17 protein-coding genes, 4 tRNA genes and 1 pseudogene are annotated in these 22,865 nt (G+C 39.2%); 6 read left to right on the top strand and 16 right to left on the bottom strand.

Annotated features, from left to right (window positions below):
• Positions 1-56: 56 nt before the first annotated feature.
• The 9 genes from IPI59_13175 to IPI59_13135 all read right to left on the bottom strand — a co-directional run bounded on the left by IPI59_13175 (position 57) and on the right by IPI59_13135 (position 7,886).
• Positions 57-1,898: a T9SS type A sorting domain-containing protein gene (locus IPI59_13175; protein MBK7528469.1), complete on the bottom strand. Its 1,842-nt coding sequence runs from the start codon at positions 1,896-1,898 to the stop codon at positions 57-59.
• A gap of 217 nt (positions 1,899-2,115) precedes the next feature.
• The gene (locus IPI59_13170; protein MBK7528468.1) at positions 2,116-3,402 is read right to left on the bottom strand and encodes a T9SS type A sorting domain-containing protein; all 1,287 of its coding nucleotides are present in this window, start codon (positions 3,400-3,402) and stop codon (positions 2,116-2,118) included.
• Positions 3,403-3,446: 44 nt separating this feature from the next.
• On the bottom strand, positions 3,447-4,106 hold the full coding sequence (locus tag IPI59_13165) for a YihA family ribosome biogenesis GTP-binding protein (protein MBK7528467.1): 660 nt from the start codon (positions 4,104-4,106) through the stop codon (positions 3,447-3,449).
• Positions 4,107-4,145: 39 nt separating this feature from the next.
• Positions 4,146-4,898 (bottom strand): class I SAM-dependent methyltransferase, encoded by a 753-nt coding sequence (locus tag IPI59_13160; protein MBK7528466.1) that lies wholly within the window; start codon positions 4,896-4,898, stop codon positions 4,146-4,148.
• Between the two features lie 111 nt (positions 4,899-5,009).
• Positions 5,010-5,738 carry a LysM peptidoglycan-binding domain-containing protein gene (locus IPI59_13155; protein ID MBK7528465.1) on the bottom strand — a complete coding sequence of 243 codons (729 nt, stop codon included), beginning with the start codon at positions 5,736-5,738 and terminating at the stop codon, positions 5,010-5,012.
• A gap of 131 nt (positions 5,739-5,869) precedes the next feature.
• Positions 5,870-7,507 (bottom strand): bacillithiol biosynthesis cysteine-adding enzyme BshC, encoded by a 1,638-nt coding sequence (gene bshC, locus IPI59_13150; GenBank protein ID MBK7528464.1) that lies wholly within the window; start codon positions 7,505-7,507, stop codon positions 5,870-5,872.
• An 89-nt stretch (positions 7,508-7,596) separates the two neighbouring features.
• Positions 7,597-7,669: transfer RNA gene (locus IPI59_13145), tRNA-Gly, on the bottom strand.
• 22 nt (positions 7,670-7,691) lie between these two features.
• Positions 7,692-7,777 (bottom strand) — tRNA-Leu (locus IPI59_13140).
• A 36-nt stretch (positions 7,778-7,813) separates the two neighbouring features.
• Positions 7,814-7,886: transfer RNA gene (locus IPI59_13135), tRNA-Gly, on the bottom strand.
• 169 nt (positions 7,887-8,055) lie between these two features.
• Between IPI59_13135 and IPI59_13130 the strand changes: the two genes are divergently transcribed.
• From IPI59_13130 to IPI59_13120, 3 genes are all read left to right on the top strand, one after another.
• On the top strand, positions 8,056-9,135 hold the full coding sequence (locus tag IPI59_13130) for a hypothetical protein (GenBank protein ID MBK7528463.1): 1,080 nt from the start codon (positions 8,056-8,058) through the stop codon (positions 9,133-9,135).
• Positions 9,128-10,501 (top strand): tRNA lysidine(34) synthetase TilS, encoded by a 1,374-nt coding sequence (tilS, locus tag IPI59_13125; protein MBK7528462.1) that lies wholly within the window; start codon positions 9,128-9,130, stop codon positions 10,499-10,501. The genes IPI59_13130 and tilS overlap by 8 nt, the downstream gene beginning before the upstream one ends.
• Positions 10,502-10,602: 101 nt before the next feature.
• Positions 10,603-10,686 (top strand) — tRNA-Leu (locus IPI59_13120).
• Positions 10,687-10,838: 152 nt separating this feature from the next.
• On the opposite strand, the gene IPI59_13115 is transcribed toward IPI59_13120, so the two are convergent.
• Positions 10,839-11,309 carry a redoxin domain-containing protein gene (locus tag IPI59_13115; GenBank protein MBK7528461.1) on the bottom strand — a complete coding sequence of 157 codons (471 nt, stop codon included), beginning with the start codon at positions 11,307-11,309 and terminating at the stop codon, positions 10,839-10,841.
• A 217-nt stretch (positions 11,310-11,526) separates the two neighbouring features.
• Positions 11,527-12,295 (bottom strand): annotated as a pseudogene (locus IPI59_13110) (IS5 family transposase).
• A gap of 294 nt (positions 12,296-12,589) precedes the next feature.
• Between IPI59_13110 and IPI59_13105 the strand changes: the two are divergent.
• Positions 12,590-12,973, top strand: a complete 384-nt coding sequence (locus IPI59_13105; protein MBK7528460.1) for an ATPase — start codon at positions 12,590-12,592, stop codon at positions 12,971-12,973.
• 45 nt (positions 12,974-13,018) lie between these two features.
• Here the strand turns inward: IPI59_13105 and IPI59_13100 are convergent, their stop codons facing one another.
• Complete coding sequence (locus IPI59_13100; GenBank protein MBK7528459.1) at positions 13,019-14,362, bottom strand: DUF4403 family protein; 1,344 nt, start codon at positions 14,360-14,362, stop codon at positions 13,019-13,021.
• A 131-nt stretch (positions 14,363-14,493) separates the two neighbouring features.
• On the opposite strand from IPI59_13100, the gene IPI59_13095 reads away from it, so the two are divergent.
• Complete coding sequence (locus tag IPI59_13095; GenBank protein MBK7528458.1) at positions 14,494-15,090, top strand: hypothetical protein; 597 nt, start codon at positions 14,494-14,496, stop codon at positions 15,088-15,090.
• Positions 15,091-15,266: 176 nt separating this feature from the next.
• On the opposite strand, the gene IPI59_13090 is transcribed toward IPI59_13095, so the two are convergent.
• The 3 genes from IPI59_13090 to IPI59_13080 all read right to left on the bottom strand — a co-directional run bounded on the left by IPI59_13090 (position 15,267) and on the right by IPI59_13080 (position 20,258).
• Entirely contained in the window at positions 15,267-15,596 is a 330-nt protein-coding gene (locus IPI59_13090; protein MBK7528457.1) for a hypothetical protein, read from the bottom strand.
• A gap of 277 nt (positions 15,597-15,873) precedes the next feature.
• Positions 15,874-17,874, bottom strand: a complete 2,001-nt coding sequence (locus tag IPI59_13085) for a T9SS type A sorting domain-containing protein (GenBank protein MBK7528456.1) — start codon at positions 17,872-17,874, stop codon at positions 15,874-15,876.
• Between the two features lie 41 nt (positions 17,875-17,915).
• Positions 17,916-20,258: a T9SS type A sorting domain-containing protein gene (locus IPI59_13080; protein MBK7528455.1), complete on the bottom strand. Its 2,343-nt coding sequence runs from the start codon at positions 20,256-20,258 to the stop codon at positions 17,916-17,918.
• A 229-nt stretch (positions 20,259-20,487) separates the two neighbouring features.
• On the opposite strand from IPI59_13080, the gene IPI59_13075 reads away from it, so the two are divergent.
• A complete protein-coding gene (locus IPI59_13075; protein MBK7528454.1) occupies positions 20,488-21,969 on the top strand; it encodes a tRNA/rRNA cytosine-C5-methylase in 1,482 nt (493 codons plus the stop codon).
• 7 nt (positions 21,970-21,976) lie between these two features.
• Here IPI59_13075 and IPI59_13070 read toward each other — a convergent pair whose 3' ends face one another.
• On the bottom strand, positions 21,977-22,834 hold the full coding sequence (locus IPI59_13070; GenBank protein MBK7528453.1) for a metal ABC transporter permease: 858 nt from the start codon (positions 22,832-22,834) through the stop codon (positions 21,977-21,979).
• Between the last annotated feature and the right edge of the window lie 31 nt (positions 22,835-22,865).

The raw sequence follows: 22,865 nt of genomic DNA, 5'->3' as shown, positions 1-22,865 counted from the left end.
CCCTTGTACTTGCAATGCACGACAAGGGATTTTTTGTTTTGCCTTTCTTTAAGTTCTTATTGCTTGGTAAGGGTTAATTTACCCAAAACTTGCTGGTTTTGACCTACAAAAATTATTTGGTAATTGCCGTTTGCAACAGCGTGCAAATTCAATTGGTGGTAATTGTTTGATGTTAAAACTATTTGACCGGCTTGGTTTATTAATTGCACATTTTGAATTTTTTTGGCGTATTGCATATCAACTGTTATGTTTACCCACTCGTTTGTTGGATTTGGAAATGCTTTTGCCCAAGTTATATTAACTCCGGAAATACCAACTTGGTCGGCATCTAAATAATCCGGAATACCATCGCCGTCATCGTCATCGTTATTAAAATTGCCATCTTTGTTAGTATCTTCATCTATGGTTAAAAGTGGGTCGTTATCATCGTTATTGTCTAAATAATTGGCAATTTTGTCGTCATCGGTATCGTCATTTATTGGGTTTTTGTCGTTGTTGGGGTCTTCGTTGGCGGTAGGAATAGTGTCGTTGTCGTCGTCATCGTCAAGGGCATCAATTTTTCCGTCTCCGTCGGTATCAATATTTTGCGCGTTTGGCGCTTCAATGCCGTCTGCTACGGTGTCGCCATCTGTATCGGGGCTTAATGGGTTGGTAGCGGTGCCATTTACCTCATCGCCATCGGTTAGTTGGTCGGCATCGGTATCGGGGTTAAGCGGGTCGGTTTTAATGGTATTTACCTCTTGACCATCGGTAAGTTGGTCGGCATCGGTGTCGGGTTTAAGGGGGTCGGTTTTGGTATCAACTACTTCAATATAATCTACCAATCCATCGCTGTCGGTATCGGGTTTAAGCGGGTCGGTTTTTAGGTCTAAAACTTCGGGACCGTCTTTAAGGCCATCAAAGTCTGTATCGGCAAGTTTAGGGTCGGTTAGATATTGAAATACCTCTTCACCGTCGGTCAAAAAGTCGGCATCTGTATCAATATTTATAGGGTCGGTTCCATATACTTGCACCTCTTCGCCGTCGTTAATGCCGTCGTCATCGGTGTCGGCTTTTAATGGATTCGATTTGTAATCGTTTATTTCTTGGCCATCTAATAGCTCGTCGCCGTCACTATCGTCGGTTAAAGGGTTTGTATTATGGGTTTTTACTTCGGCGCCATCGGTTAATCCATCGTCATCGGTATCGCTATTTAGTGGTTTTGTTTGGTAAGTGTTTACCTCTTCCCCATCAAGCAGGCCGTCGTCATCGCTGTCGGGGTCTGAAACGTCGGTGCCGTAAGTTATTTCGTCGTTGTCGTTTAGCCCATCGTTGTCGGTGTCTTTGGGTGCACCTACCGGAATAGTATCTAAATTGGCTAAATTATTTTTTTTAAGTACTGACAGGTCATCTCCGGCGTTTATATCGGTAAGATCTTTATTCCAGTAAAATTTTGTAGGCTGGCTGTCGCTAATCATTTCAAAACATATTGTTCCGGCAGTTAGCCATTCTGGCGTAACGTCTGGGCAGCCAAAATTTGGTATCATCATAATGGTTGTTATATTCAACTCGCCCGATGATTGGTCGTAGCCCATATTTGGTGCATAATAAGGGGCTGTGGTTCCGCCAAAGGCACAAAGGTTTTTGTCGTCAAAGTTTTTTGAGTTATAAGTTGGACTTGAGAGGTTGTCTTTATTGTAGCTTAGGTAAAACGTATGCGAGCCAATAGTAAATGATTTATCTGTGGCCGATTTTATTTGAATATCAACGCAAAGGGTGTTGCTGCCTAACAGTAAATTGTTAAACCTTAGGTCGTAGCTTGCGGTGTCTTGTGCGTTTAATTTTATTAGGCCGCCTTGTAAAACCAAAAATAATCCTAAGACTGCCAACAAGGCAAGTTTTGTAGAAAAATATTTCATTGCAATAGGTATAAAAATTAAAAATTATTACAAAGTAAATTTATTTATAGATAGATAGATAGATAGATAGATGGAAGGTTGTGTTTGTGTTATGCGTGTGCAAAATTAGCAAAAAAAGGTAAGAAGTCAACTCTTTCTCAAAATAATAAATATAAGACATGCCGGTCGGTAATTTCAATATCAAGTTATTATATTTTCCGCGTTTCCTTTTTATGCGCTATTGTTTGGTAATTGTTAATTTGCCCAAAATTTGTTGGTCGTAACCAATAAAACTAATTTGGTAGTTGCCCGCTGCAATATTGTGCAAACTTAGTTGGTGGTAATTTTTTGAGGTTAAAACTATTTGCCCCGCTTGGTTTATTAATTGCACTTTTTGAATTTGTTGGGCATATTGGCTATCAATTTCTATGTTTAGAAACTCATTTGCCGGATTTGGGAATGCTTTTGCCCCTATTACATTAATTCCGGAAATACCTACTTGGTCGGGGTCTAAATAATCCGGAATACCATCGCCGTCATCGTCATCATTACTAAAATTGCCATCTTTATTGGTATCTTCATTTTTTGTTAAAATTGGATCGTTATCATCGTTATTGTCTAAGTAATTGGGTATTTTGTCGTCATCGGTATCGTCATTTGTTGGATTTTTGTCGTTGTTAGGGTCTTCGTTGGCGGTAGGTATATTGTCGTTGTCATCGTCCTTGTCAAGGGCATCAATTATACTGTCGCCGTCTGTATCAATTTTTTGTCCGCTTGGTGCTTCAAGGCCGTCTGCTACGGTATCGCCATCGGTATCGGGGTTAAGTGGGTCGGTTTTAACGATAATTAGTTCCTGCCCATCAAGCAGGCCGTCGTTGTCGCTGTCGGGGTCTGAGGCATCAGTGCCGTATTTGCTTTCATCGTTGTCGCTTAATCCGTCTTTGTCGGTATCTTTAGAAGTGCTTGTTGGAATAGTATCTAAATCACTCATACTATTATTTTTAAGATTAGTAGAGCCATCCGGAGTAATTAGCGTAAGGTCTTTATTCCAATAAAATGCTGTTGGTTGGATGTCGCTAATCATTTCAAAACATATCGTTCCAGCAGTTAACCAATCTTGGGTTACCTTGGGGCAACCATATTTTGGTATTATTATATTTGTAGCTATATTAAAAGTGCCTGCTTCTTGGTCGTAATTAACTAAGGGGGCAAAATACGGTGCAATAGTGTTGCCCATGGCACAAAGGTTTTTGTTGTCAAAGTTTTTTGAGGTATAAATTGGGTTCGACAAATTGTCCTTATTGTAACTTAATGATAATGTATGCGATCCAATAGTAAATTGTATGTCTGTGGCTGCTCTTATTTGAATATCAACGCAAAGGGTGTTGCCACTTACAAGCAAGTTACCAAATTTCAGGTCGTAGCTTGCGGTGTCCTGTGCACTTAATTTTATTAGGCCACCTTGTAAAAGCATAAATATTACTAAGGCTGCCATTAGGGCGAGTTTGGTAAAAAAATACTTCATGGTGGTATAAATTGAAATTAAAAATAGGAAGTAGGTGTAAAAAATTACTCCTTTAAGGCTATAGGAACAAAATTAGCATTTACTTTCAAAATAAACTGTAAAATTTCAGACTGTCCTATATTTTTTACTGCCGAGCACAAGAAACTTTCCGGAAGTTCGTTCCATGATTCAGCGAGGGCTGTTTTAAAACTGTTTACATGTAACCCCTTTTGGTATTTGCGGTCATCTATTTTAGTAAAAACAGTTACAAAGGGCAGCCCGTTTTCGCCCATCCAGTTGCAAAAATCCAAATCCGATGTTTGAGGAGGTATTCGGCTGTCAATTAAATGAAAAACGCATTGTAAATTTTGGCGTTGCTTTAGGTAATTGGTCATCATGGCACTAAATTGCCTGCGCGCTACCTTCGAGACTTTGGCGTAGCCATATCCGGGCAAATCTGCCAAATACCAGGCATCATCAATGCCAAATAAATTAATAGCCTGGGTTTTTCCGGGCGTGTGCGAAACCCAAGCCAAATCTCGGCGTTTAGTTAGCATATTAATTAACGATGATTTTCCCACATTCGATCGGCCAATAAATGCGTATTCGGGCAAAATTGGCGGAGGCATTTGTTGCACGTGGCCGTAGGTGCCAATTAGTTTTGCGCTAACTACTTGGATTTTTTTTTCGTTGTTTTGGTTGTTTTCAGTATTTGGGGGTAACATAAAGCAAACATACGTTTTTTTATTTCAAAATTACAATTATTAGAGAGGTTTTAACACCCAAATTTGCCTTTCGGAGGTTTGAGAGTCATAGTCAGAAAGATTGTAGTTGCCAAATAAATTATCTGTTTTGAAAGATGATTTGGCAAAAAGTTCTTTAAAATCATCCGGATAAATGGCTTGAACCCGTTCGTAAAAATTTAAAATCTTTCCGGAATTTGGTTCGCTTACCGCAATTTTTTTTACAATATATCCGGATTCTAAATAACGCCAAATTTCAAAGTAAATTCCATCAATCATTTTTGTTTCGTGGGGCACTAAATTGGCTACAATTTTATGGGTATTCATAAAATCTATTAGCAAGTGTCCATTTGGTAACAGGGCTTTGTGTGCGTTGTGTAAAACCGTCAAATTATCTGTCTGCTGCTCAAAATAACCAAACGAAGTAAACAAGTTAAATATTACCTGGTACTGCTGTTGGCCAAAGGGCTGCCGCATGTCGCCTACTACAAAATTTAAACTATTGCTTGAAAGGCGATTTAGCTTTGCTTGTTCCCTTGCTTTTTGAATGCTGTTGGAGGCAATGTCTATGCCTGTAACACAATAGTTTTGTTGGGCTAAAAACAAGGCATGTCGTCCCTCGCCGCAGGCAAGGTCTAACATATTGCAAGTTTTTGGCCATTTATATTTGGCAATTAACCGATTTAAAAAAAGGGCGGCCTCTTGTTCTGTTCTATGTTTATATAAAATTTTGTAATACGGCGAGTTAAACCATTCTTCAAACCACGATAGCATGATAATTTATTTTAATTGCTGTTTTTCACCATGGCCACAGCAGTTATTTTACTAAAATCTTTGCAGCCCACGCTTAATACGCTGAACTATTGTTGAGAAAAAATTTAAAGACTAAAAATTGTCTTTTACATTTATATAGTCTGGATTCGTATTTTTGCCACTTGCATTATATGGCGCGGGCAAGGGCAGCGCGTTGGTAATTGCACCGGTTCGGCCATCAAATTTAATAGGCGTTTGTTTGTTGTAAGGGCTGGGTGCCGGACTTGTATTTGAAGGCAAAGATGATGGCGTTGATGTTGTTTGTGATGGCAATGGCGCTGTGTTTGTAGGCTGCACATGCGAATCGCTGGCGTTGGAGTTAGTGGATGTTAAAACAAAATAAGGGTCGGTATATATTGCGCAGTCTTGCGTTATTAATTCCATACCCGGAAAAACAGAGGCTTGCGCTTGTAAATTATTGATGCTTCGAAAATGATTTTCGGTAAACCCATAATAGGTTGCAAGGCTTAAAATGTTTTCACCAGGTTTTACAATATGGGTGTTGGTGTTTTGAGGCATTTTATTGTTGTTGGCTGTTGCTTGTTTTTCTTTAAGTATTATGGTTTTACAAACAGGTAAAATATCGTTAGGGTTTAGGTTGTTTAAGGCGCAAAGCTGGGCAACAGTGGTGTGGTATTTTTTGGCTATTCGATATAAATTCTCTTTTGGTTGTACCACGTGGGTATTAGCCATTTTTGAAGGTGGGCATTGAGCATTTAAGGAGTTGTGCGCAAAAAGGAGACCGATAATTAGTACTAAGGGGTAGAAAATACTAAGGTTGAAAGAAGTGCTTAATTTCATAATATTGTTATTTTTATGTATTAGTGTAATTGTAATTAAGGCAATTACTATTTATGCAAAGTTAGTCTATAATTTTTTATTTGCCCTATTAAAAAATAAGAAAACGCCAAAAGGCTATAATTATTAGGTCGTTACACATCTACAAATAGTTTAACTTTTTGCTCGGTTGGATTAAAATTTTCAAGTAGATAGTCAAAAAACGAGCGGCCATATTGTAAATACAAAGGCATGAAATTGTCTATTCTTTCTTGCAAATTGTTTTCCGGATATAATTTTTGGTGCAAGTTGGCCAATTGTTGAAGTTCAATTTCGTGCTTTCGTTTTTCGGCTTTAAACAATTTTTCTTGCAATTTTTCAAGCCCCGATATTATTTTGGCGCTTTCGGCGGCAACTGTGGTAGCTAAGCTGCCGTCTATAGTATTTGCTTTTGTGCTAATATTTGTCAGTATCTGCTTGATATTAGATATTTCACTTTCAAGCAAATTGGGTTCGGTATTTGCCCATTTTCGCAGGAATTTTTGCGCTAATTCCGGATAACTAAGCCATAAATCATCCGGATTTAATTGCAATTTTTGTGCTTTTCCCCCTATCTGTTTATCAGCCCAAATAGCCATATCGCGCAGCAAAACTACGGGATAAAACACATCGAAGGCTTTAAAATTTTCAGCCAATTGCAACCAATAGCTAACCTCGCCGGGACCGCCAATATAGGCAATACAAGGCAAAATTGTTTGTTGATATAAAGGGCGCATTATAACATTAGGGCTAAACTGCTGAGGGTTTTGCTCAATTAACGCACTAAGTTGTGTTGGGCTGTAACTAATATGGGGTGCAGATGGCAAAGTATATTGTTTAGTGCCTGCGTTGTATAAGATACGACTCCGGAAATGCTTGCCCATTTCAAAAAGGTTTACCTCGCGTACAAATGCCTGTGGTGTATAACCTAATTGTTGTATTATTTGGTTGGTTTTACCGACTTGTTTGTAACTGGTTTGGTGTAACACTTCGCTGGCCATTGTATTGGCAAACATTGCCTTAAAATTTGCTTCGTTGGGGTTAAGCACAATTAAACCGTATTGCCCAAATAAAAAATGCAAAAAAAGTTGTGTCGCTTGGCCTAAATTATGGGGTGGGGCGTAGGCTTTTTGTAGCCAGTTTGCCAACTCGGCTGCATGTAGGCTTTGATTGCCTAAAACGGCAATTATTTCGGCTACTAAGGGTGTTAGCGTTTCAAGGGGCATTTGGCCGGTTGCGCCTTGTGTTGGCGCATGTTCCCATTGGTATTTTTTGCCAAACAACCGGATGTGGCTTATTTCTTCAAAATCGTGGTCTTCGCCACCAATCCAAAAAACAGGTAGAAACTGCAAACCCTCACTTTGATACTGCGTATTTAACTCGTTTGCCAATACTATTGCCGATATCGCCTTGTAAATAAAATACAATGGCCCCCCAAACAAAACAGGCTGGTGGGCGGTAACAATAGCAAACGTGTTGGGCTGTTGAAGCAGGTTTATTTGCTTGTAAACTACATCGTTTTGTGCTACATTTATTTGCAAATATTGTTTGACAAGGGTTTGGCTTAGTGTTTGCCTATGTGGCCAATAGTTTTGTTGATGTTGGGTGGCAGCAATAATTGCGTTATTTAGACCATGAGAGTTGGCAGGGTAGGGGGTTAAACTTGCCAGCGTTGGGTTTAAATTTTGCAGCCAATTTTTAACAAATGAGTTAAGGTGAGGCCATAGAGTAATATTTTGCTTCTTTACAAGCATAGACAGTCAGGCAATTATCAGGACAATAACATAAAAAAGAAAAACCCCGAGCTTATTTTTAAAGCTTGGGGTTTTAGTGCAAACAACTGAGCGGAAAACGAGACTCGAACCCGCGACCTCAACCTTGGCAAGGTTGCGCTCTACCAACTGAGCTATTTCCGCAAATAACAAAAAAAAAGAAAAGTGCCCGAGGCGGGACTTGAACCCGCACCGCTGTTGATGGCGACAGGATTTTAAGTCCTGCGTGTCTACCAATTCCACCACCCGGGCAGTAATTTCTTTTTATTTCTCTTATAATTTTAAGAGAGCGGAAAACGAGACTCGAACCCGCGACCTCAACCTTGGCAAGGTTGCGCTCTACCAACTGAGCTATTTCCGCAAATGCGGTGCAAATGTAGGGTAGTTTTTTGTTTTTACCAAACATCGGCTAAAAAAAATCATTTCTTATTTAAAATTTAAGGAAATTTACCTGTTTTTAGATGTAAACAAGGTAATTTTGCCGTTTATTTGATTTAATTTGCTAAAACCCCCTTAGGCAAACCAAAAACATGAATTCGCCCCCACCCGATATGCCCCAGCCTTTATCGCTGCGACAAACTCTTTTAACAATTTCCGAATATTTTAAATACTTGCTTAAAAATTGGTTTTGGTTGGCAATTGCTGCGGGCTTGGCTTTGACTTATAGTGTTTACAAACAAAATACTAAACCTCAGTTGTATGTGGCAAAAGCCTCATTTATGACTAATTCCGAGCCTGCCGGCCGTAGTAATTTTAATTCTATTTTGCCCATAGCTGGCATGTTGGGCTTTTCGGGGGGCGAAACCACTGCCGAACGCATTGTCGAGTTGCTTTCAACGCAACAAATGGTATTTACAACCTTACAACGTGAAGTAACAATATCCGGAAAAAAAGACCTGTTGTTTAATCATTATTTATCTTTGTTTGGAGTTAAAGAAAAGACGGACTCTTTGGCTAATTTCAATTTTGTTGCCAAACCCATCGAACAGTTTAATTTGACCGAAAACACAGTTGCTGCTGCAATTTATAAAAATATTACAACCGAGTTATTGTCGGCAACTGCCTCCGAAAGCGGCATAATTTATATAACATGTACTGCTACAAACGAAGTTTTTGCCAAAGAGTTCACACAAAATTTGGTGCTAACTGTTAGCGATATTTACATTAAACGCGCTACCGAGCGGCAAAAACGCACTTTCGATATTTTAAACAACCGGGTTGATTCAATTTATAACGCTTTAATTAATGCCGAGTACTCGTTGGCTAACTGGGTTGATGATAACCGTACTTCTATGCGCGCCGGGTCTATTGCCGCCACCAAAGCCATAAGGCAAGACCGTCTAAAAAGTAATGCCGAAATTTTGAATGTTATGTATGCCGAGGCCGTAAAAAATCGCGAGGTAGCCAGTATGAACCTGCTTAACAATACGCCCGTAGTTCAAATTATTGATATACCATCTCTGCCACTTTCAGTCCTTGAACAAGATAAGTTTAAAACAATCGTACAATGGGTAACTTTTGGCTTGTTTGTTGCTGCTTTTTTGTTGGTATTGCGCAAAATAATACGCGACGCCCTGCGTACCGAAAAATTAACCCCTACTAATGCGTAAGCCAATGAATATTAATAGTGTAGCCGAATTTTTGAAAAAACTTAAAATTGAACAGGCAATATCCGGAAAAATTAAGCTATTGGTGGCTGTTAGCGGAGGTGTTGACTCGGTTGTGTTATTACATATTTTATCCGGATTAAATGATATTTGTACCTTAGGTGTTGCACATTGTAATTTTGGTTTGCGGGGGCAAAACAGCGACTTCGATGAGCTTTTTGTGCTTGAATTAGCCCAAGCGCTAAACTTGCCTTTTTATACAACCCATTTTGAAACGCTTGATTATGCTAAGGCTAATACCTTGTCCATACAAATGGCGGCACGGCAATTGCGCTATGATTGGTTTGCTCAGCTTCAACAAACACATAATTACCATTTTATTGCAACGGCGCACCACCAAAACGATGTAGCCGAAACAGTTTTGCTCAACTTAACAAAAGGTGCCGGAATTGCCGGCTTGCATGGGATTTTGCCCCAACAAGGTATTATAATTAGGCCAATTTTAGGTTTCAACAAGCAACAAATTACACAATATGCCCAACAAAACAACCTAAATTGGCAACACGATGCCAGCAATGACCAAGCTCATAAATACGAACGCAATTTTATTCGCCACCAGGTTTTGCCTACTTTAGTACAACTTAACCCACAAGCAATAAAACATATATACCAAACCTCGTTATACCTGCGCGATACGGAATTAGTTTACAGGCAGGCACTGACAACTATTAAGCGAAAACTGTTGCAAACGAATTTTCATGGCGATATTGAAATAGGAATCCGGAAACTGACAGCTATACCCGGCGCTCCTACCATATTGTTTGAAGTTTTATCAGATTTTGGGTTCAATACCACACAATCAAACGAAGTTTGGGCTGCCTTAAACGGCGAGTCGGGCAAAACATGGCTTAGCCCAACGTATAAAATTATTAAAAACCGGACGCAGTTGTTGATAACCAAGGCAGAAAACCAAAAAACATCACAACACAATATTGATGCCCTGCCTTCTAAACTTATTACTTCCGGATTTACGCTGCAACTTAATACAGAGCTTGCCAGCGATATTACCATAGCACCAACGCCAAACCGCGCTTGGTTCGATGCTAATTTGGTAGCCCTCCCGTTAGTACTGCGCCGCTGGCAACCCGGAGACTATTTTTATCCGTTTGGGCTAAACCGAAAGAAGAAAAAACTAAGCCGCTTTTTTATAGACCTTAAATTGTCGTTGGCCGATAAAGACAGGCAATGGGTTTTGTGCGATGCGCGCAACCGCATCATTTGGGCAGTGGGCTTGCGTGCCGACGAACGTTTCAGAATTACACCCAAAACCCAACAGGTAATAGTTGCCGTTGTTAATAACCAATCATAAAAAGCTTTTTACGACCATGCTAAGAGCGGTAAATTTGGAAGTCAAACAAATGTATTGTAAATTTGCGCCGCTGTTTTATTTTTAACACAGCTATATAATTAGCCCGGGTGGTGAAACTGGTAGACACACCATCTTGAGGGGGTGGCGCCTGTAAGGGTGTACGAGTTCGAATCTCGTCCCGGGCACTAAAAATTTCCGGAAAGCAACAAATAAATTAGCTTATCCTTAGCCAAGAAAATTTCAGGCATCACTTGTCTGTAAGAATTAAATAAAAAAGCACAAAAGCATTTAACTGCCTTTGCGCTTTTGTTTTTCTATTTTCTTTTGTTTGGTCTGTTTAGTTTATGGCGGCAACTGTTTCTTTAATTGCTTCAAAATTAGGCAAATCACCCGCCGATTCTAATACTTCGGCATAGCGGATGGCACCGGTTTTGTCAATTACAAAGGCTGCCCTACGAGCTACACCGCGCATTTCAAAAACCCAGTTTTCATAAAAAGCACCGTAGGCGGGGGCCACTTCTTTGTTAAAATCGCTTAATAAGTCGAAATTAAGGCTGTTTATTTCTTTAAATTTTGCCTGTGTAAATATAGAATCGACAGAAATAGCTACCACATTACAATTTAAATCGTTATAGTCGGCTAAAGAATCTCTAAAACTACACATCTCATTGGTGCAAACACCCGAAAATGCTTGAGGAAAAAACAACAAAACCAAATTTTTATTTAAATAATCGGTTAGGCTTTGCTTTTGCTTATTGGTGTCAAAAAGTTCAAAATGGGGGGCGATATCGCCAATTGTTAAAGACATAATTAAGGCTGAATATTTTGTTTTGGTTTTTGAATAATTGAATATAAACAATTTAAATGCCTGTTTGTTTAAGCTTGGGGCAAATTGAAGATACTGTTTTTTTATTTTTTATCACTGATTTGGTGAGAATCTAAATTTGAATCAGGGCTAAAGTGGCATTAAAAAACATCGTTTGTGGGCAGGATTAGTATTTTATGATTTAGAGCCTATCTAAATTTTATTTTCTAATTCTATTAAGCATCAATTTTATCATGGCAAGTTGGATCATTGTCTGGCTCGTTTCGGTTTGGAACTCAAAGTCTTTACTCAATCTTCGATAGCTTTCGAGCCATGCAAAAGTTCTTTCAACAATCCATCTTTTTGGCAATACTTCGAATTTCGAGGCTGTATTCGATCTACTTACAACCTCAACCACCCACCCAAACGTTTTGCGGGTATTTTCAATTAACTCGCCTCTATACCCGCCATCAGCTACTATCTTTACCAATCTGCAAAACCTGCCTCTGAGGTCAGCTATAACCATTGGGGCTGATTTACTGTCATGCTCATTTGCCGCATGAACCACAACCGCTAAAAAGTAGTCCCATTGTATCTACAATAATATGCCGCTTTCTGCCTTTAACTTTTTTACCCCCGTCAATCCCTCTGCACAAGCCTCCGACGCTTGTTGTCTTTACGCTCTGGCTATCAATTATACCAACACTTGGCGATGAAGCCCTGCCTGCTTGCTTTCGAGTCTTATCCCTGAGTATTTCATGGATGAGTTCTATCGTCCCATCCTTCTTCCACTTGGTAAAATAGTAGTAAACAAGCTTCCATGACGGAAAATGGAACGGCAGCATGCGCCATTGACAGCCAGTTTTAAGCAAATAGAACAGCGCATTAAAAATTTCTCTTAAACTGTGTTTTCGTTTCCGTTTGTCGTCTAAAATGCCTAATATTGCACTCCATTGACTATCGGTGAGACTGCTTGGGTAGGTTTTCATTTTACTTTATGTGTTTGATTTTCATAAAGCTATGAATTATTATTTAAACGTCAAACTGATAGTCTTTTATTCACATCTCTTTTAATAACTTTTTTCCTATCAATTTTTAGGACTGGCATGCCAATTTTTAATTTTTAGACAGTCTCTGAATTTAAAAAAAATTTTCAACTTTTTTTAATTTTTGCTTGGAAGTACTTAATTTTTGCCTAAAATTGCGCCTTGTTACAATTTGCTTAACATGCAGCTACGATGAGTAGATTGTAAAAATTTAATAAATATAAAATAAAAACATGTATGGCTAGGGAAAAATTTTCGGTTGATTTTATTGTTAAATCGTCGCCCGTTATATTATACGAGTTTTTGGCTACCGTTACGGGCTTATCAGAATGGTTTGCCGAATGGATTGAAGAGCGAGACGATATGTTGATTTTTGGCTGGGGCAAAAGTTCAGAGCGGGCAATTGTACTTGATTATGAAGACCATCATTTTATTAAGTTTAAGTTTTTAGATAATCCGGAAAATGAGTTTTTAGAATTTAGAATTGAAAAATCTCCTATAACAGAAGATACAATTTTAATTATTACCGATTTTGCTGAAAAACGCGAAACTGATGACCAAATTGCACTTTGGGAAAGCCAAGTCGAGGCACTGATTATGCGTATTGGTGCCGGAAATTGATTTGCGTAAATCTATTATTATTTTTAGCTTGCTATTTATATTTGCTTAGTCAAAACTTGAAAACTGGGCTGGTAAAATTTGAAGTATAATGTTTCCGGCAATAAACAAGTTAACGCAAACTTTTTCATCGTCAATTTCAATGCGTTTTATTAGAATCGGGTCTATAGCTGCTTGAATTTGTAGTGCCGAGCTTGGTTTATACTTACAAATTGTTTCTTCTATTGAGCGGCGAATGGTTTCTAAAAATTTACCTAACGAAAATTGCAACTTGCTTTCAAGAATGCCCGACAATACGCCCGGAAGCAGTAAACCTCCGGCAATTTGCCACACTTTGCTTTGTGTATCCAAACTAACTGCCACTTGTTTAAAGGCTAAATGATTGTGGTCGGCACTTAAACTGGGTTTTGCTGTTATATGTAGTAATCCTTTAATGGTTCCCGAAATCTCTGCAATCGCTTTAATATGATGATTTTTTTCGGGAACAAACGTCAAGTTTTCTATCATTACCGGAAAGCTATTGCCACCAATTGGCTTTTGATACCATTTTTTAGCCCATTTCTTTTGAGTTAGTTTGTTGGCGTCCTGGTAAGTTAAGGTAAAGGGAAGCAATACTTCGCTATGCTCTTTTTTAATCATCGAGAAATCAGCTTCGGGCAAATTTACTTGCGGCATAAAATCGGTTTTTTGCCCTACCCAAGCGTATAAATTGCCAACAATAGATGCCGTGCAGTATAAATCAGTATCGTTGGCTAAAATTGGCGATATTGTTATTTGCTCTGGCTGGGCGCAAAGCCAAATACTTGGTTTTTCATAAACTTCAATTGGTTGTTGGCAAAGCAACCACGCTTCTGCAATAAATTCGCTAAGGTCAATTGCTCGAATTGGGGCATCTATTTTTGGTAACAAGGTGGGCAATAGTTTTACCAATCGCTGGTTAACTAAAAAGCCTAAATCAAGCGGAATGCCTAACACTTGTAAAATTAAATGCTGCCCCCATTCAAAATCTACTATTTTCGAGTTGGTTTTAAGGAACCAGTTTGTTGTAATTTCAGGTTTAATTTGAATTGTTAGGGTTAGTTTTGCCTGCGTTTCAAGGGTTTTTAAATTGCCAAACGGGTTGTCGTTGCCATGCAGGGCTTGTAAAATTACCAAAATTGGTACACGGGCAAAAACCTGATTACGTTTGCTCAACAAACTTATTTTTCCGGTTTTGATTAGTTGTATTTTTGCCCGCAAATAAAATAGTTTTAGTATTTCTTTCGGCAGGGGCGAAAAGTTGGCATCTTCGTATATAATTTCATTGTCAGGTAAATTCTTGTTTAGCAGTTCGGCTAAGTCAGCTAATTGTATATGTATTGGTAAACGTAAATTTGTATTATAATTCGACATAATTTAGAGATGGTTTCGCCCCAAATTTACGGCTTTGTTGGCCTTTTAGCAGTAAATTAGAAAAAAATTCTTGTTTACTTGGTACTTTTGTCCTTCATTGATGTATTAGTAACAGTAATTTTGATTTATACATGATAAAAATAGCAAGTGTTGTTCAGCTAATTGTTTGTTTTTTGATGGTAAACATTGTTTTTTCCGGATGCTCTTTTACCGAGAGTGATAAATCCGGAACTGACGCCGAAAAAAAAGCATCGGTAAAGTATTTTAATTTCAAGCAATATATAACTAATGAGATTGCCAGGCTTAATACGGCAAAAACCGGACTACAAAAAACGGTAAGCTGGGAAGCTAAATCGGAAACTAACACCTTACAAAATCCGGATTGGGGAATGGAGTTAGCCGCATTTTCTGAGATAGATTTAAATAAAGCTAATTTGCGCGATGCCTATATTGTTGATTCTTCTGTTAAGCCAAATAAATCGTTATTTGTGAGTTACAAGGCAAAAAAGGCAACCGAAGAAATTCAAAATATACAATTTAATTATTTGCCGAACGACACCTTGCCTATTGCAATTCAAATTGTGTCAAAAGGAAACAATTTGTTGTACAACCAATACAACGAGATGGGTTATATGCCTCAACAAGGGTTTTTCATAAAAACCGAACAAAAATTACTATGGAAAGCACCCACAATAATAAGTATTGGCGGTAATTTTATTGCCCCCTGATTTTGAAGTAAAAAACAACCTCGTTACTTACGCGCATCGTCAAAAAATGCCCATTGCCGTATGGTAATAAAATATTACGCCTATAGCAATGGGCTATATTTTATTGCTTGGCTAAAAGACGGAAAGCCAAATCAAACCACTAAAGCGATGAATTATTATGGCAATAAGGTCGCCAATTAATAATCGTCGTCGTCTTCGTTGTTACGCGATTTTTTAGAGTTATAATAGCTGTCTTTATCTATTTCAAACTCTTCAAAATCTTCATCGTAATCTTCATCGTCATCGTCATCCTCGTCCTCATCGTCTTCCATCTCATCAAAGTCTTCAAAATCTTCATCGTCATAATCATCTTCGTAGTCGTCGTCGGCGGGTTCATCGTCGTCGTCGTCTTCGTAAGCAGTTACGATGAAATCTTCGTTAAAGAAATCACCTTCCGGGCGAGTAGTAATTTCCAATACTGAACTATCGGTATTGGTATCCAGCAAAAAATCAGTGGTAACTAACATAGTAGGAGATAATTAGTTTTGCTTATTAAATTAATGGGTTTGTTGGTTTGGGTTTAAAAAAAGTAAATAATAAATGCAGACATGTATTTCGTAGATGGCACAAAATTAGGTTATTTCAAATCTTAATTAGATTATTAAATGTATTTGGCATTTTTTTCGTGATTTGATATGTTTTGTAAAAAAAACCGCTCAAACCGAAGCAAAATTACAGGTAAGAGCGGTTTTTTACAAATTTTAACACCAATTTTATAAAAATATTTTTTTGGAGCTAAAAATATTATTCAATTGTAAATTTGGTCGAAACAAGGCTAGTTCCATTGGTAAGTTGTGCTACATACATGCCTTTAGCCCAGTTTTGGGTGTTAATTACCTCCGTGTTTTGACCAGTAGTTGGGTTGGTTATGGCTTGGTTGTAAACTAAACGGCCATTTACATCGTAAACAACAAGGGTTAAGTTGTTGGGGTAATTTACGGTGTAGGTTATATTGGTTTGGTTGTTATAAGTACTAACCATATTGAAACCAAAGCCATTTGTTTGCATATTATTGTTAATACCAACAATACTTACTTTTTTGGCATCGGGGCCGGTATGTATTTCGGCACAAATAATTTCGCTGCTAATACTGGTGGTAATTTGTGCTATAGTGGTATAACCAAAGGCGTCATAGTCGTTTTTTGAACCTTTAAATGATAGACCATGCACGTAATAGGTGCCGCCGGGTAAACCTCCGGTATTAAACAAGCCATTTTCCGAAACAAGTTTAATATTGGTGCCATCTGACAGTAAGTAGAGGTAAATAAACTGTCCGGGGGCTTCTAACTCGTCAACGGCAACACACACCAATTGATCTCCGGCGGGTATGGGGTTATTTAGTTTACCAGCTTCGGCGGGGCAAGCGCAAGAGTTAACAAAAACATTATCAACAAAAAAGTTACTATGTGTTGGTGGATTTCCTGGTTGAGCTATTGGCTCGGTTTCGGTTACTTTAAATTCAACTTTGTGTTTGCCACCATCTGCATATTTACTAATATCAACTTTATATTCTTGGTAAGCATTATTATCGCACTCTGGGTCGTCGCCATCTATTTTGTAAACTTCGGTACCATCTAACAAAACTTGGAATTTATCGTTTTTATTGCCACATAAACCAACTAACATCCACCAGCTAAGCTCGGCAACGCCTCCGTTCGGAAACTCAATTACTTGCCCAATTTTGTGTATTTGATCAATAGTTTGCGATTTTGCTCCCCAGCCGCCAAGCCAAGCCGACAAGCCACCTGTGTGTACCGTTCCTTGTTGACTTTGAATAAAGGTGTAATATAAGGTGTCGGTTGCAGTAACCATAAAAAAGAAGGCGGTATCGCCAACTGATGTTACTTGTGGATCCATTTCTGATACATTGCCTTGGTCGTCTGCAAAATAAGGCAATGGCTCCATCACCTGATTCCATGGGGCGAATGGATTTTCGTCGCCATCTACAAATTCTAATCCCGGGTTAGCCGTTAAATTGCATTTGGGAGCGCAAAGCGCAAACAAGTCCCAAGTGCGGTTACATGCAGCATTATCGGCACAGTTTAATTCTATAGTTACATTAGCGCCGCCTGTACCATCGTATGGGCCAAAAGTAATAATTTTTGGGGTATTTACAGTTTGTTTGTTTACGCCGTCTGTAAGTTCAATAGCGCCAAATCCACCAATACTTTCAACGTTTACTTCAACATAAAATTCACCTTGTTCGTTGCAGTCAAGCAATTTTGCATCAGCCAATGCACAGTCGCCAGCACAAAGCGGGTCAAATTCTTTTAACAACTGCACTTTTACCGATTTGCCTAATTGGTAGCAGTCGGGGTCAAGTTTTAAGTCAAATAAAAAAATATATGAGCCAGGCGTTCCATCCATAGTGGCATTGCCCAAAACCATGGGGGTAAAATACCAAGTGCCAACAGGAATGCCCTGCGTGTCGTTGGGGTCAAAAATATATCCGGGACTGTAAGCTTTGTCTTGAAGATTAAAGCTAAAATATTGGCCAGTAATATCTTCAATTTTTTTATTTGAGATGTCGGCTGTTGAAACTAAGTATAAAAATCCATAATAATCACCTTGAACCGGTATAACTGGGTCGGTTGTGAACGATGTATTGATGGTGTCGCCTTTACAATAAAATTCTTGGCTGGCGGTAATCACTCCCGGATCTGCCTCGGAGCAGGTTTGGGCAAATGCGCTGCCCACGCTTGCACTCATTAAAAAAAGCGCAAATAAAAGGTAAATTTTTTTCATTGTATTAAGTTGTTATTAAATGTTTATACGTTAAGAAGTTACTAAAAAACAATAAATTTATAAGTGCCGTAGGCCGATTTTTTGCTGTTAATTTGCAATAAATAAATACCTTCGGCCAAATTTGTAGGCAAAGGTAAGAGTTGTTGGTTAAATCCGGATAGGGCATGGACTTGCCATTGCATAATATTTTTGCCATTGACATTTATTAACGATAGTTGCAAGTCTTCCGGATGTTGGTTATATAAATCAAAGTTAAGCCATAATTGCTCAGATTTAACTTTTATCTGCAAGTTATCTATGCTTTTTGTCTTTTGTAATACCAGTTCTTGAGCAGTATTTGTAATTACTATACTCGTTAAGTCGGCACAAACACTTTGGTTGTCGGCCAAACTTTGCGCCTGTGTAAATGTTTTAATATTATAATTTTCAAACATACCAAATTCACCCTGATATTGCATGCCTGCTAAAATATAAGTTTTGGGTATCAGGTCGGCAAAATAGCCAACATAACTAAAGGCAACCAACGAATCGGTTTGTGTGTCAATTAGCATATAAACATAGGTGTAACCTGCGCCTTCATAAAACCCGGTTGCAAACCCTGCTATTTCTGTACCATCTGTTGAAATTTCTGCCTCTACAGATCCGGCATTTGCAAAGCATTGGCAAGCATCTATAAAAATATTGTCTAAAAAAAAGTTACTTTGCCCTAAATAACTACCCGGATTATTGGGGTCGGGGTAAAGCAGTGCATTTTCGGTTGCCGTAAAAGTGAGCGTATGCGGTTGACCGTCTGCGTAATCGTTTAAAACAACTTTGTAGGGCATATAATCATCGGCACCACAATTTGGGTCGGCTCCCGTAAAACTCCATATCTCCTTGTCATCAATGGTTAAAACTAAGGCGTCTTGCTCCGAGCCACAGGTCGGTGTCCATAGTGCAAACTGTAAATTGGCATTTGTATTTAATGGAATGGTAATCGTTTGCGATAGACTTGAAATTTGAGGAATAATACTCGAAGAATCTCCGGCCGCGCCAAACCCGCCTAACCATGCCGAATTATTACCTGTTTGTGGGTAATTTGCGCCAATTAGTGTAATATCGGGGCTTTTGGGTGGCGTAATTTCGGTTGCCCATCCGCCCGAGCCTTCTTCAAAACCTGAATTTGCAACGATATTACATAGCGGAGGGCAAACATGGTAAACTGTAGTCGAGCCCGAGCATTCAGGGTCGCCGGTTTCTAAACTCAACGTAATATTAATTCCCGCAACACCCAAATAGGGCCCAAAAATTAAATTACTGGGGGTTTTGATGGTTTGCGGTATTATGCCGTCGCTAATGGTAATGCTATCAAATTTCCCCAAGCTGGTTACATCAATTGTAATTGAAAAAGCACCATCTTGACAGTCGGTGAAAGCGGCATTTAAAATGGGGCAGTCGCTACATGTGGGGTCGTTTGGTGGTAAAAAATTTACTAAAATAGATTTCCCAACATGAATACAATCCAAATCAAGTGTATAGGATGAAATTTTTAGCGGGTTTGGGTTGTTTTGCTCGGCGTTTCCAAATACCATTGGCGTAAAATATAATGATCCTACGAATGGCTCGTTATTTGATAAAATTAAATATTTAAAAATATAATCGGGTGTGGGTGTCGTATTAATTACGGGCAATTCGCCAATGGTTAAACTAAGGGGGTCAAGTGCATTTGTAATATCGCTGTTTGAGATTAGCCATAAAAAACCGCTTTTTCCTTCCGGATTATCTGGGGTGGGCATTACCACATCGGCAACTTGCAAAGCAGTGCTATCGCCATAACAAATTGTAGTTTCGCCACTTGGATTTCCGGAAAAAGCTTGGTCGCAGGGTATAAAATTACAAGCCGGTTGGCCAGCATTTTGGCCACAACCAAAGGTTAAGAAGCCATTTTCTTCTTCAAGGGTGGCACCGCCGCAGTTATTGGCATCGGCAACTACAATAATAATGTCTATAGGGTTGGTATAGGTGGTTGGTATGGTAAAAATTACCTGGCAATCTTTAATTGTTGCCATAACGGTTCCATTTACAATTTGACTGTTTGGCGTGTCCCATTCGGCAACGGTAAGTTCGGCAGCCCAAATGCCGGCATCGTAACCATCGCAAATTCCAAAAAAATACTCGGCCCCCGGATAGCAGTTTTTAACAACATAAGCTTCGTTACTGTAAGCGGCAAATCCGGGTTGGGTGGGAGTACTGCATTGCTCGGCGCAAGGTGCTACACCTAAATTATTGTAAGGACCTGTGGCATATTGCAAACACTCGGCTAATAAAATAGTTGTTTGCTGGCTACAAAAAGCCCAAAACAATACTGAAATTAAGAAATAACGCGAAAGTAAAAATAATTTCATATAATGTGATTTTGCGAATTATAAAATCAAAAAATGCAAGATTTATTTGTGCGGGCTTAATGGTAGAAGGACAAGAATTTTATTATTCCGGATATGTTTTTAGAAATCAAACTCAAATTTGCCTGTCTTTAAACGACAAAATTAAACATTCTACCCGATAATTCAACTTAAATTTTCGCTATTTTAAAAAGTTAAGTTTAAATTTAATTTTTGCTTCTAATTTTGTAGTATGTTTAGTTCTTTACCGCCTGTCTTCGAAAACCAAATGGAGCAACAAATTGGTTCTGCTTCTTTCGAGGCATTTAAAACCGCTTTGCTGCTTGATGCTGCTCCTACCACAGTGCAATTACATCCGGTAAAGTTAAAAAGTTTAACTAACGAACAGCAAATTGCCTTTAGTCCCGACCATGCTGTGCCTTGGTACAGCAAATATGGCAGGGTTTTAATGCAGCGGCCAAGCTTTGCCCACGACCCATTATGGCACGCCGGCGCGTATTATGCGCAAGAGGCTGCCAGTATGTTTTTAGGCTTTGTACTACAACAGTTGCAATTACAAGAACAATGGCCTAAAACGCCTGTTATTTTAGATGCTTGCGCTGCACCAGGCGGAAAATCGTGGCTGGCAGCCAATTTTTTGCAAAATAGGGGCTTATTGGTTTGTAACGAAACAATACAGGGTAGGGTGGGGGTCTTAACCGAAAATATTTGTAAAGCAGGCTGGGCTAATACTATGGTTACCAACGCCGAGCTATCAAAGTTTGCAGGCTTGGGCAATTTTTTTGATCTGGTAATTTTAGATGCGCCTTGTTCGGGCGAGGGACTTTTTAGAAAAGACCCGTCGGCCATGCAGCAATGGTCGTTACAGCAGGTAGGGTTTTGTGCAGCGCGGCAAAAAAGTTTGTTATCCGATGTTGAACCGTTGGTAAAACCGGGCGGCTATTTAATTTATAGCACTTGCACTTTTAATAAAACTGAAAACGAACATCAAATAGCTCAATTTTTGGCTACTCATCCACAATGGAGCATTTTTAAATTGCCCAATATTGACCCCAATTGGAGTATTACTGCTGGAGATAATGATTTGGGATACCGTTTTTACCCGCATTGCACTATAGGTGAAGGTTTTTATTTGGCAGTACTGTATAAAAATCCGGATGCACCGGCAAGACAGGCTTCTTTTCCGGAAAATGAAAAAAATGCAAGAGCTTATATTGCTACTTCAAAATCTTCCGGAAATAAAAAAAAGAATCAGAAACACAGCAAAACTTTTGGTGCCCCACCTCAAGCTCAAGTCCAGCAGTGGTTATCATGGATTGCGCCTGCCTTCGAGCCTTATATTTTTTATAATCTGCCCACCCAAACCTGGCATTTATTGCCTCAAGATTGTGCCAACCACGCTTTGGCGGTTCAGGCAACGGTGCGAGTAAAAAAAATTGGAATAGAACTGGGGCAAATTGCACCGTCTAAAGGCATTTTGTTGCCTGCGCACGACTTAGCCTTGTCTGTGCAAACATTGCGCCCCGATTTGCCCTGTTTAGACCTGCCTTTGCCTAACGCTTTACAATATTTGCGCCGCGAAACTTTAACGCAAACAAACTATCCGGAAGGACAATTTTTAGTTACCTACCAAAATTTGCCGCTCGGATGGGCAAACGGCTTGCAAAATCGTATCAACAACGGCTATCCAATGGCTTATCGGCTTCGGAAATAAGACCAAACTAATTTTTTACCTGACCAATAATTTTTAACTGGTTTAGTGCCAAAACTATACAAAATATTATTCCGGAAATTGTTACTATTGCACCCGCAACCGATGCGTTTAGCTGGCTTGCTAAGCCATATCCTACGATGCTTGCCATCAATCCAAATCCCATTGACAACCAAAGCATGGTTTTTAGCGCATTGGTACAAAGTTTTGCGGTAGCTGCCGGCACTACCATAAAGGCCACCACCAAAATTGCACCTACCGACTGAAAAGAAACCACGGCAACCACCGACACGCAAGTAAGCAGTACGATGTTCCAAAACTTGGTATTAATACCATTGGCAGCCGCAAATTCGGGGTCGAAACTGGTAATTTGTAAGCCTTTGAAGCCAAATGCAATTAAACTTGCTACCAATAAAAATAAACCGAAAGCCAGCCACGTATCAACAGGCCCTAAGTTTACCCCTGCAGCAGTTTGCCATGTGTTAAGCGGCACAAAAACAATGTCGCCATACAATACACATTCCTGGTCAAGGTCAACCTGGCCGCTAAATGCCGATATTAATATTACCCCTACTGCAAACAAAAAAGTAAAACTAAGTCCAATAGCTGCATCGTTTTGCATACGCAACCGTGTTTGTAAATAATCAATAGCTAAAACACAAAAAAGCCCCATGGCGGCAGCGCCGAATATCATGGGTAACGATGCACGTGAGCCTGTAAACCAATAAGCAAAAAAAATGCCCGGCAAAATAGCGTGCGATATTGCATCGCCCAGCATGGTTTGTTTGCGCAGCACTAAAAAGCAGCCCGGCAGGGCACATGCGGCGGCAATTAAAGCGGCGGTTAATATAATCCAAAAGGCATCCATTTAATTTATTGCAATAACTGTGTGTTGGTGT

It is taken from the genome of Sphingobacteriales bacterium, assembly GCA_016706405.1.
Taxonomy (GTDB): Bacteria; Bacteroidota; Bacteroidia; order Chitinophagales; family UBA2359; genus BJ6.
This window is presented reverse-complemented; position numbering and strand designations above follow the sequence as displayed.

What these genes read in the sequence shown, in the direction of transcription:
- bshC (MBK7528464.1), bottom strand. Translation starts at nt 7,507, where the DNA reads ATGCTTGTAAAGAAGCAAAATATTACTCTATGGCCTCACCTTAACTCA.
- tilS (MBK7528462.1), top strand. Translation starts at nt 9,128, where the DNA reads ATGCGTAAGCCAATGAATATTAATAGTGTAGCCGAATTTTTGAAAAAA.
- IPI59_13175 (MBK7528469.1), bottom strand. Translation starts at nt 1,898, where the DNA reads ATGAAATATTTTTCTACAAAACTTGCCTTGTTGGCAGTCTTAGGATTA.
- IPI59_13095 (MBK7528458.1), top strand. Translation starts at nt 14,494, where the DNA reads ATGATAAAAATAGCAAGTGTTGTTCAGCTAATTGTTTGTTTTTTGATG.
- IPI59_13155 (MBK7528465.1), bottom strand. Translation starts at nt 5,738, where the DNA reads ATGAAATTAAGCACTTCTTTCAACCTTAGTATTTTCTACCCCTTAGTA.
- IPI59_13105 (MBK7528460.1), top strand. Translation starts at nt 12,590, where the DNA reads ATGGCTAGGGAAAAATTTTCGGTTGATTTTATTGTTAAATCGTCGCCC.
- IPI59_13075 (MBK7528454.1), top strand. Translation starts at nt 20,488, where the DNA reads ATGTTTAGTTCTTTACCGCCTGTCTTCGAAAACCAAATGGAGCAACAA.
- IPI59_13090 (MBK7528457.1), bottom strand. Translation starts at nt 15,596, where the DNA reads ATGTTAGTTACCACTGATTTTTTGCTGGATACCAATACCGATAGTTCA.
- IPI59_13115 (MBK7528461.1), bottom strand. Translation starts at nt 11,309, where the DNA reads ATGTCTTTAACAATTGGCGATATCGCCCCCCATTTTGAACTTTTTGAC.
- IPI59_13130 (MBK7528463.1), top strand. Translation starts at nt 8,056, where the DNA reads ATGAATTCGCCCCCACCCGATATGCCCCAGCCTTTATCGCTGCGACAA.
- IPI59_13170 (MBK7528468.1), bottom strand. Translation starts at nt 3,402, where the DNA reads ATGAAGTATTTTTTTACCAAACTCGCCCTAATGGCAGCCTTAGTAATA.
- IPI59_13085 (MBK7528456.1), bottom strand. Translation starts at nt 17,874, where the DNA reads ATGAAAAAAATTTACCTTTTATTTGCGCTTTTTTTAATGAGTGCAAGC.
- IPI59_13080 (MBK7528455.1), bottom strand. Translation starts at nt 20,258, where the DNA reads ATGAAATTATTTTTACTTTCGCGTTATTTCTTAATTTCAGTATTGTTT.
- IPI59_13165 (MBK7528467.1), bottom strand. Translation starts at nt 4,106, where the DNA reads ATGTTACCCCCAAATACTGAAAACAACCAAAACAACGAAAAAAAAATC.
- IPI59_13160 (MBK7528466.1), bottom strand. Translation starts at nt 4,898, where the DNA reads ATGCTATCGTGGTTTGAAGAATGGTTTAACTCGCCGTATTACAAAATT.
- IPI59_13100 (MBK7528459.1), bottom strand. Translation starts at nt 14,362, where the DNA reads ATGTCGAATTATAATACAAATTTACGTTTACCAATACATATACAATTA.
- IPI59_13070 (MBK7528453.1), bottom strand. Translation starts at nt 22,834, where the DNA reads ATGGATGCCTTTTGGATTATATTAACCGCCGCTTTAATTGCCGCCGCA.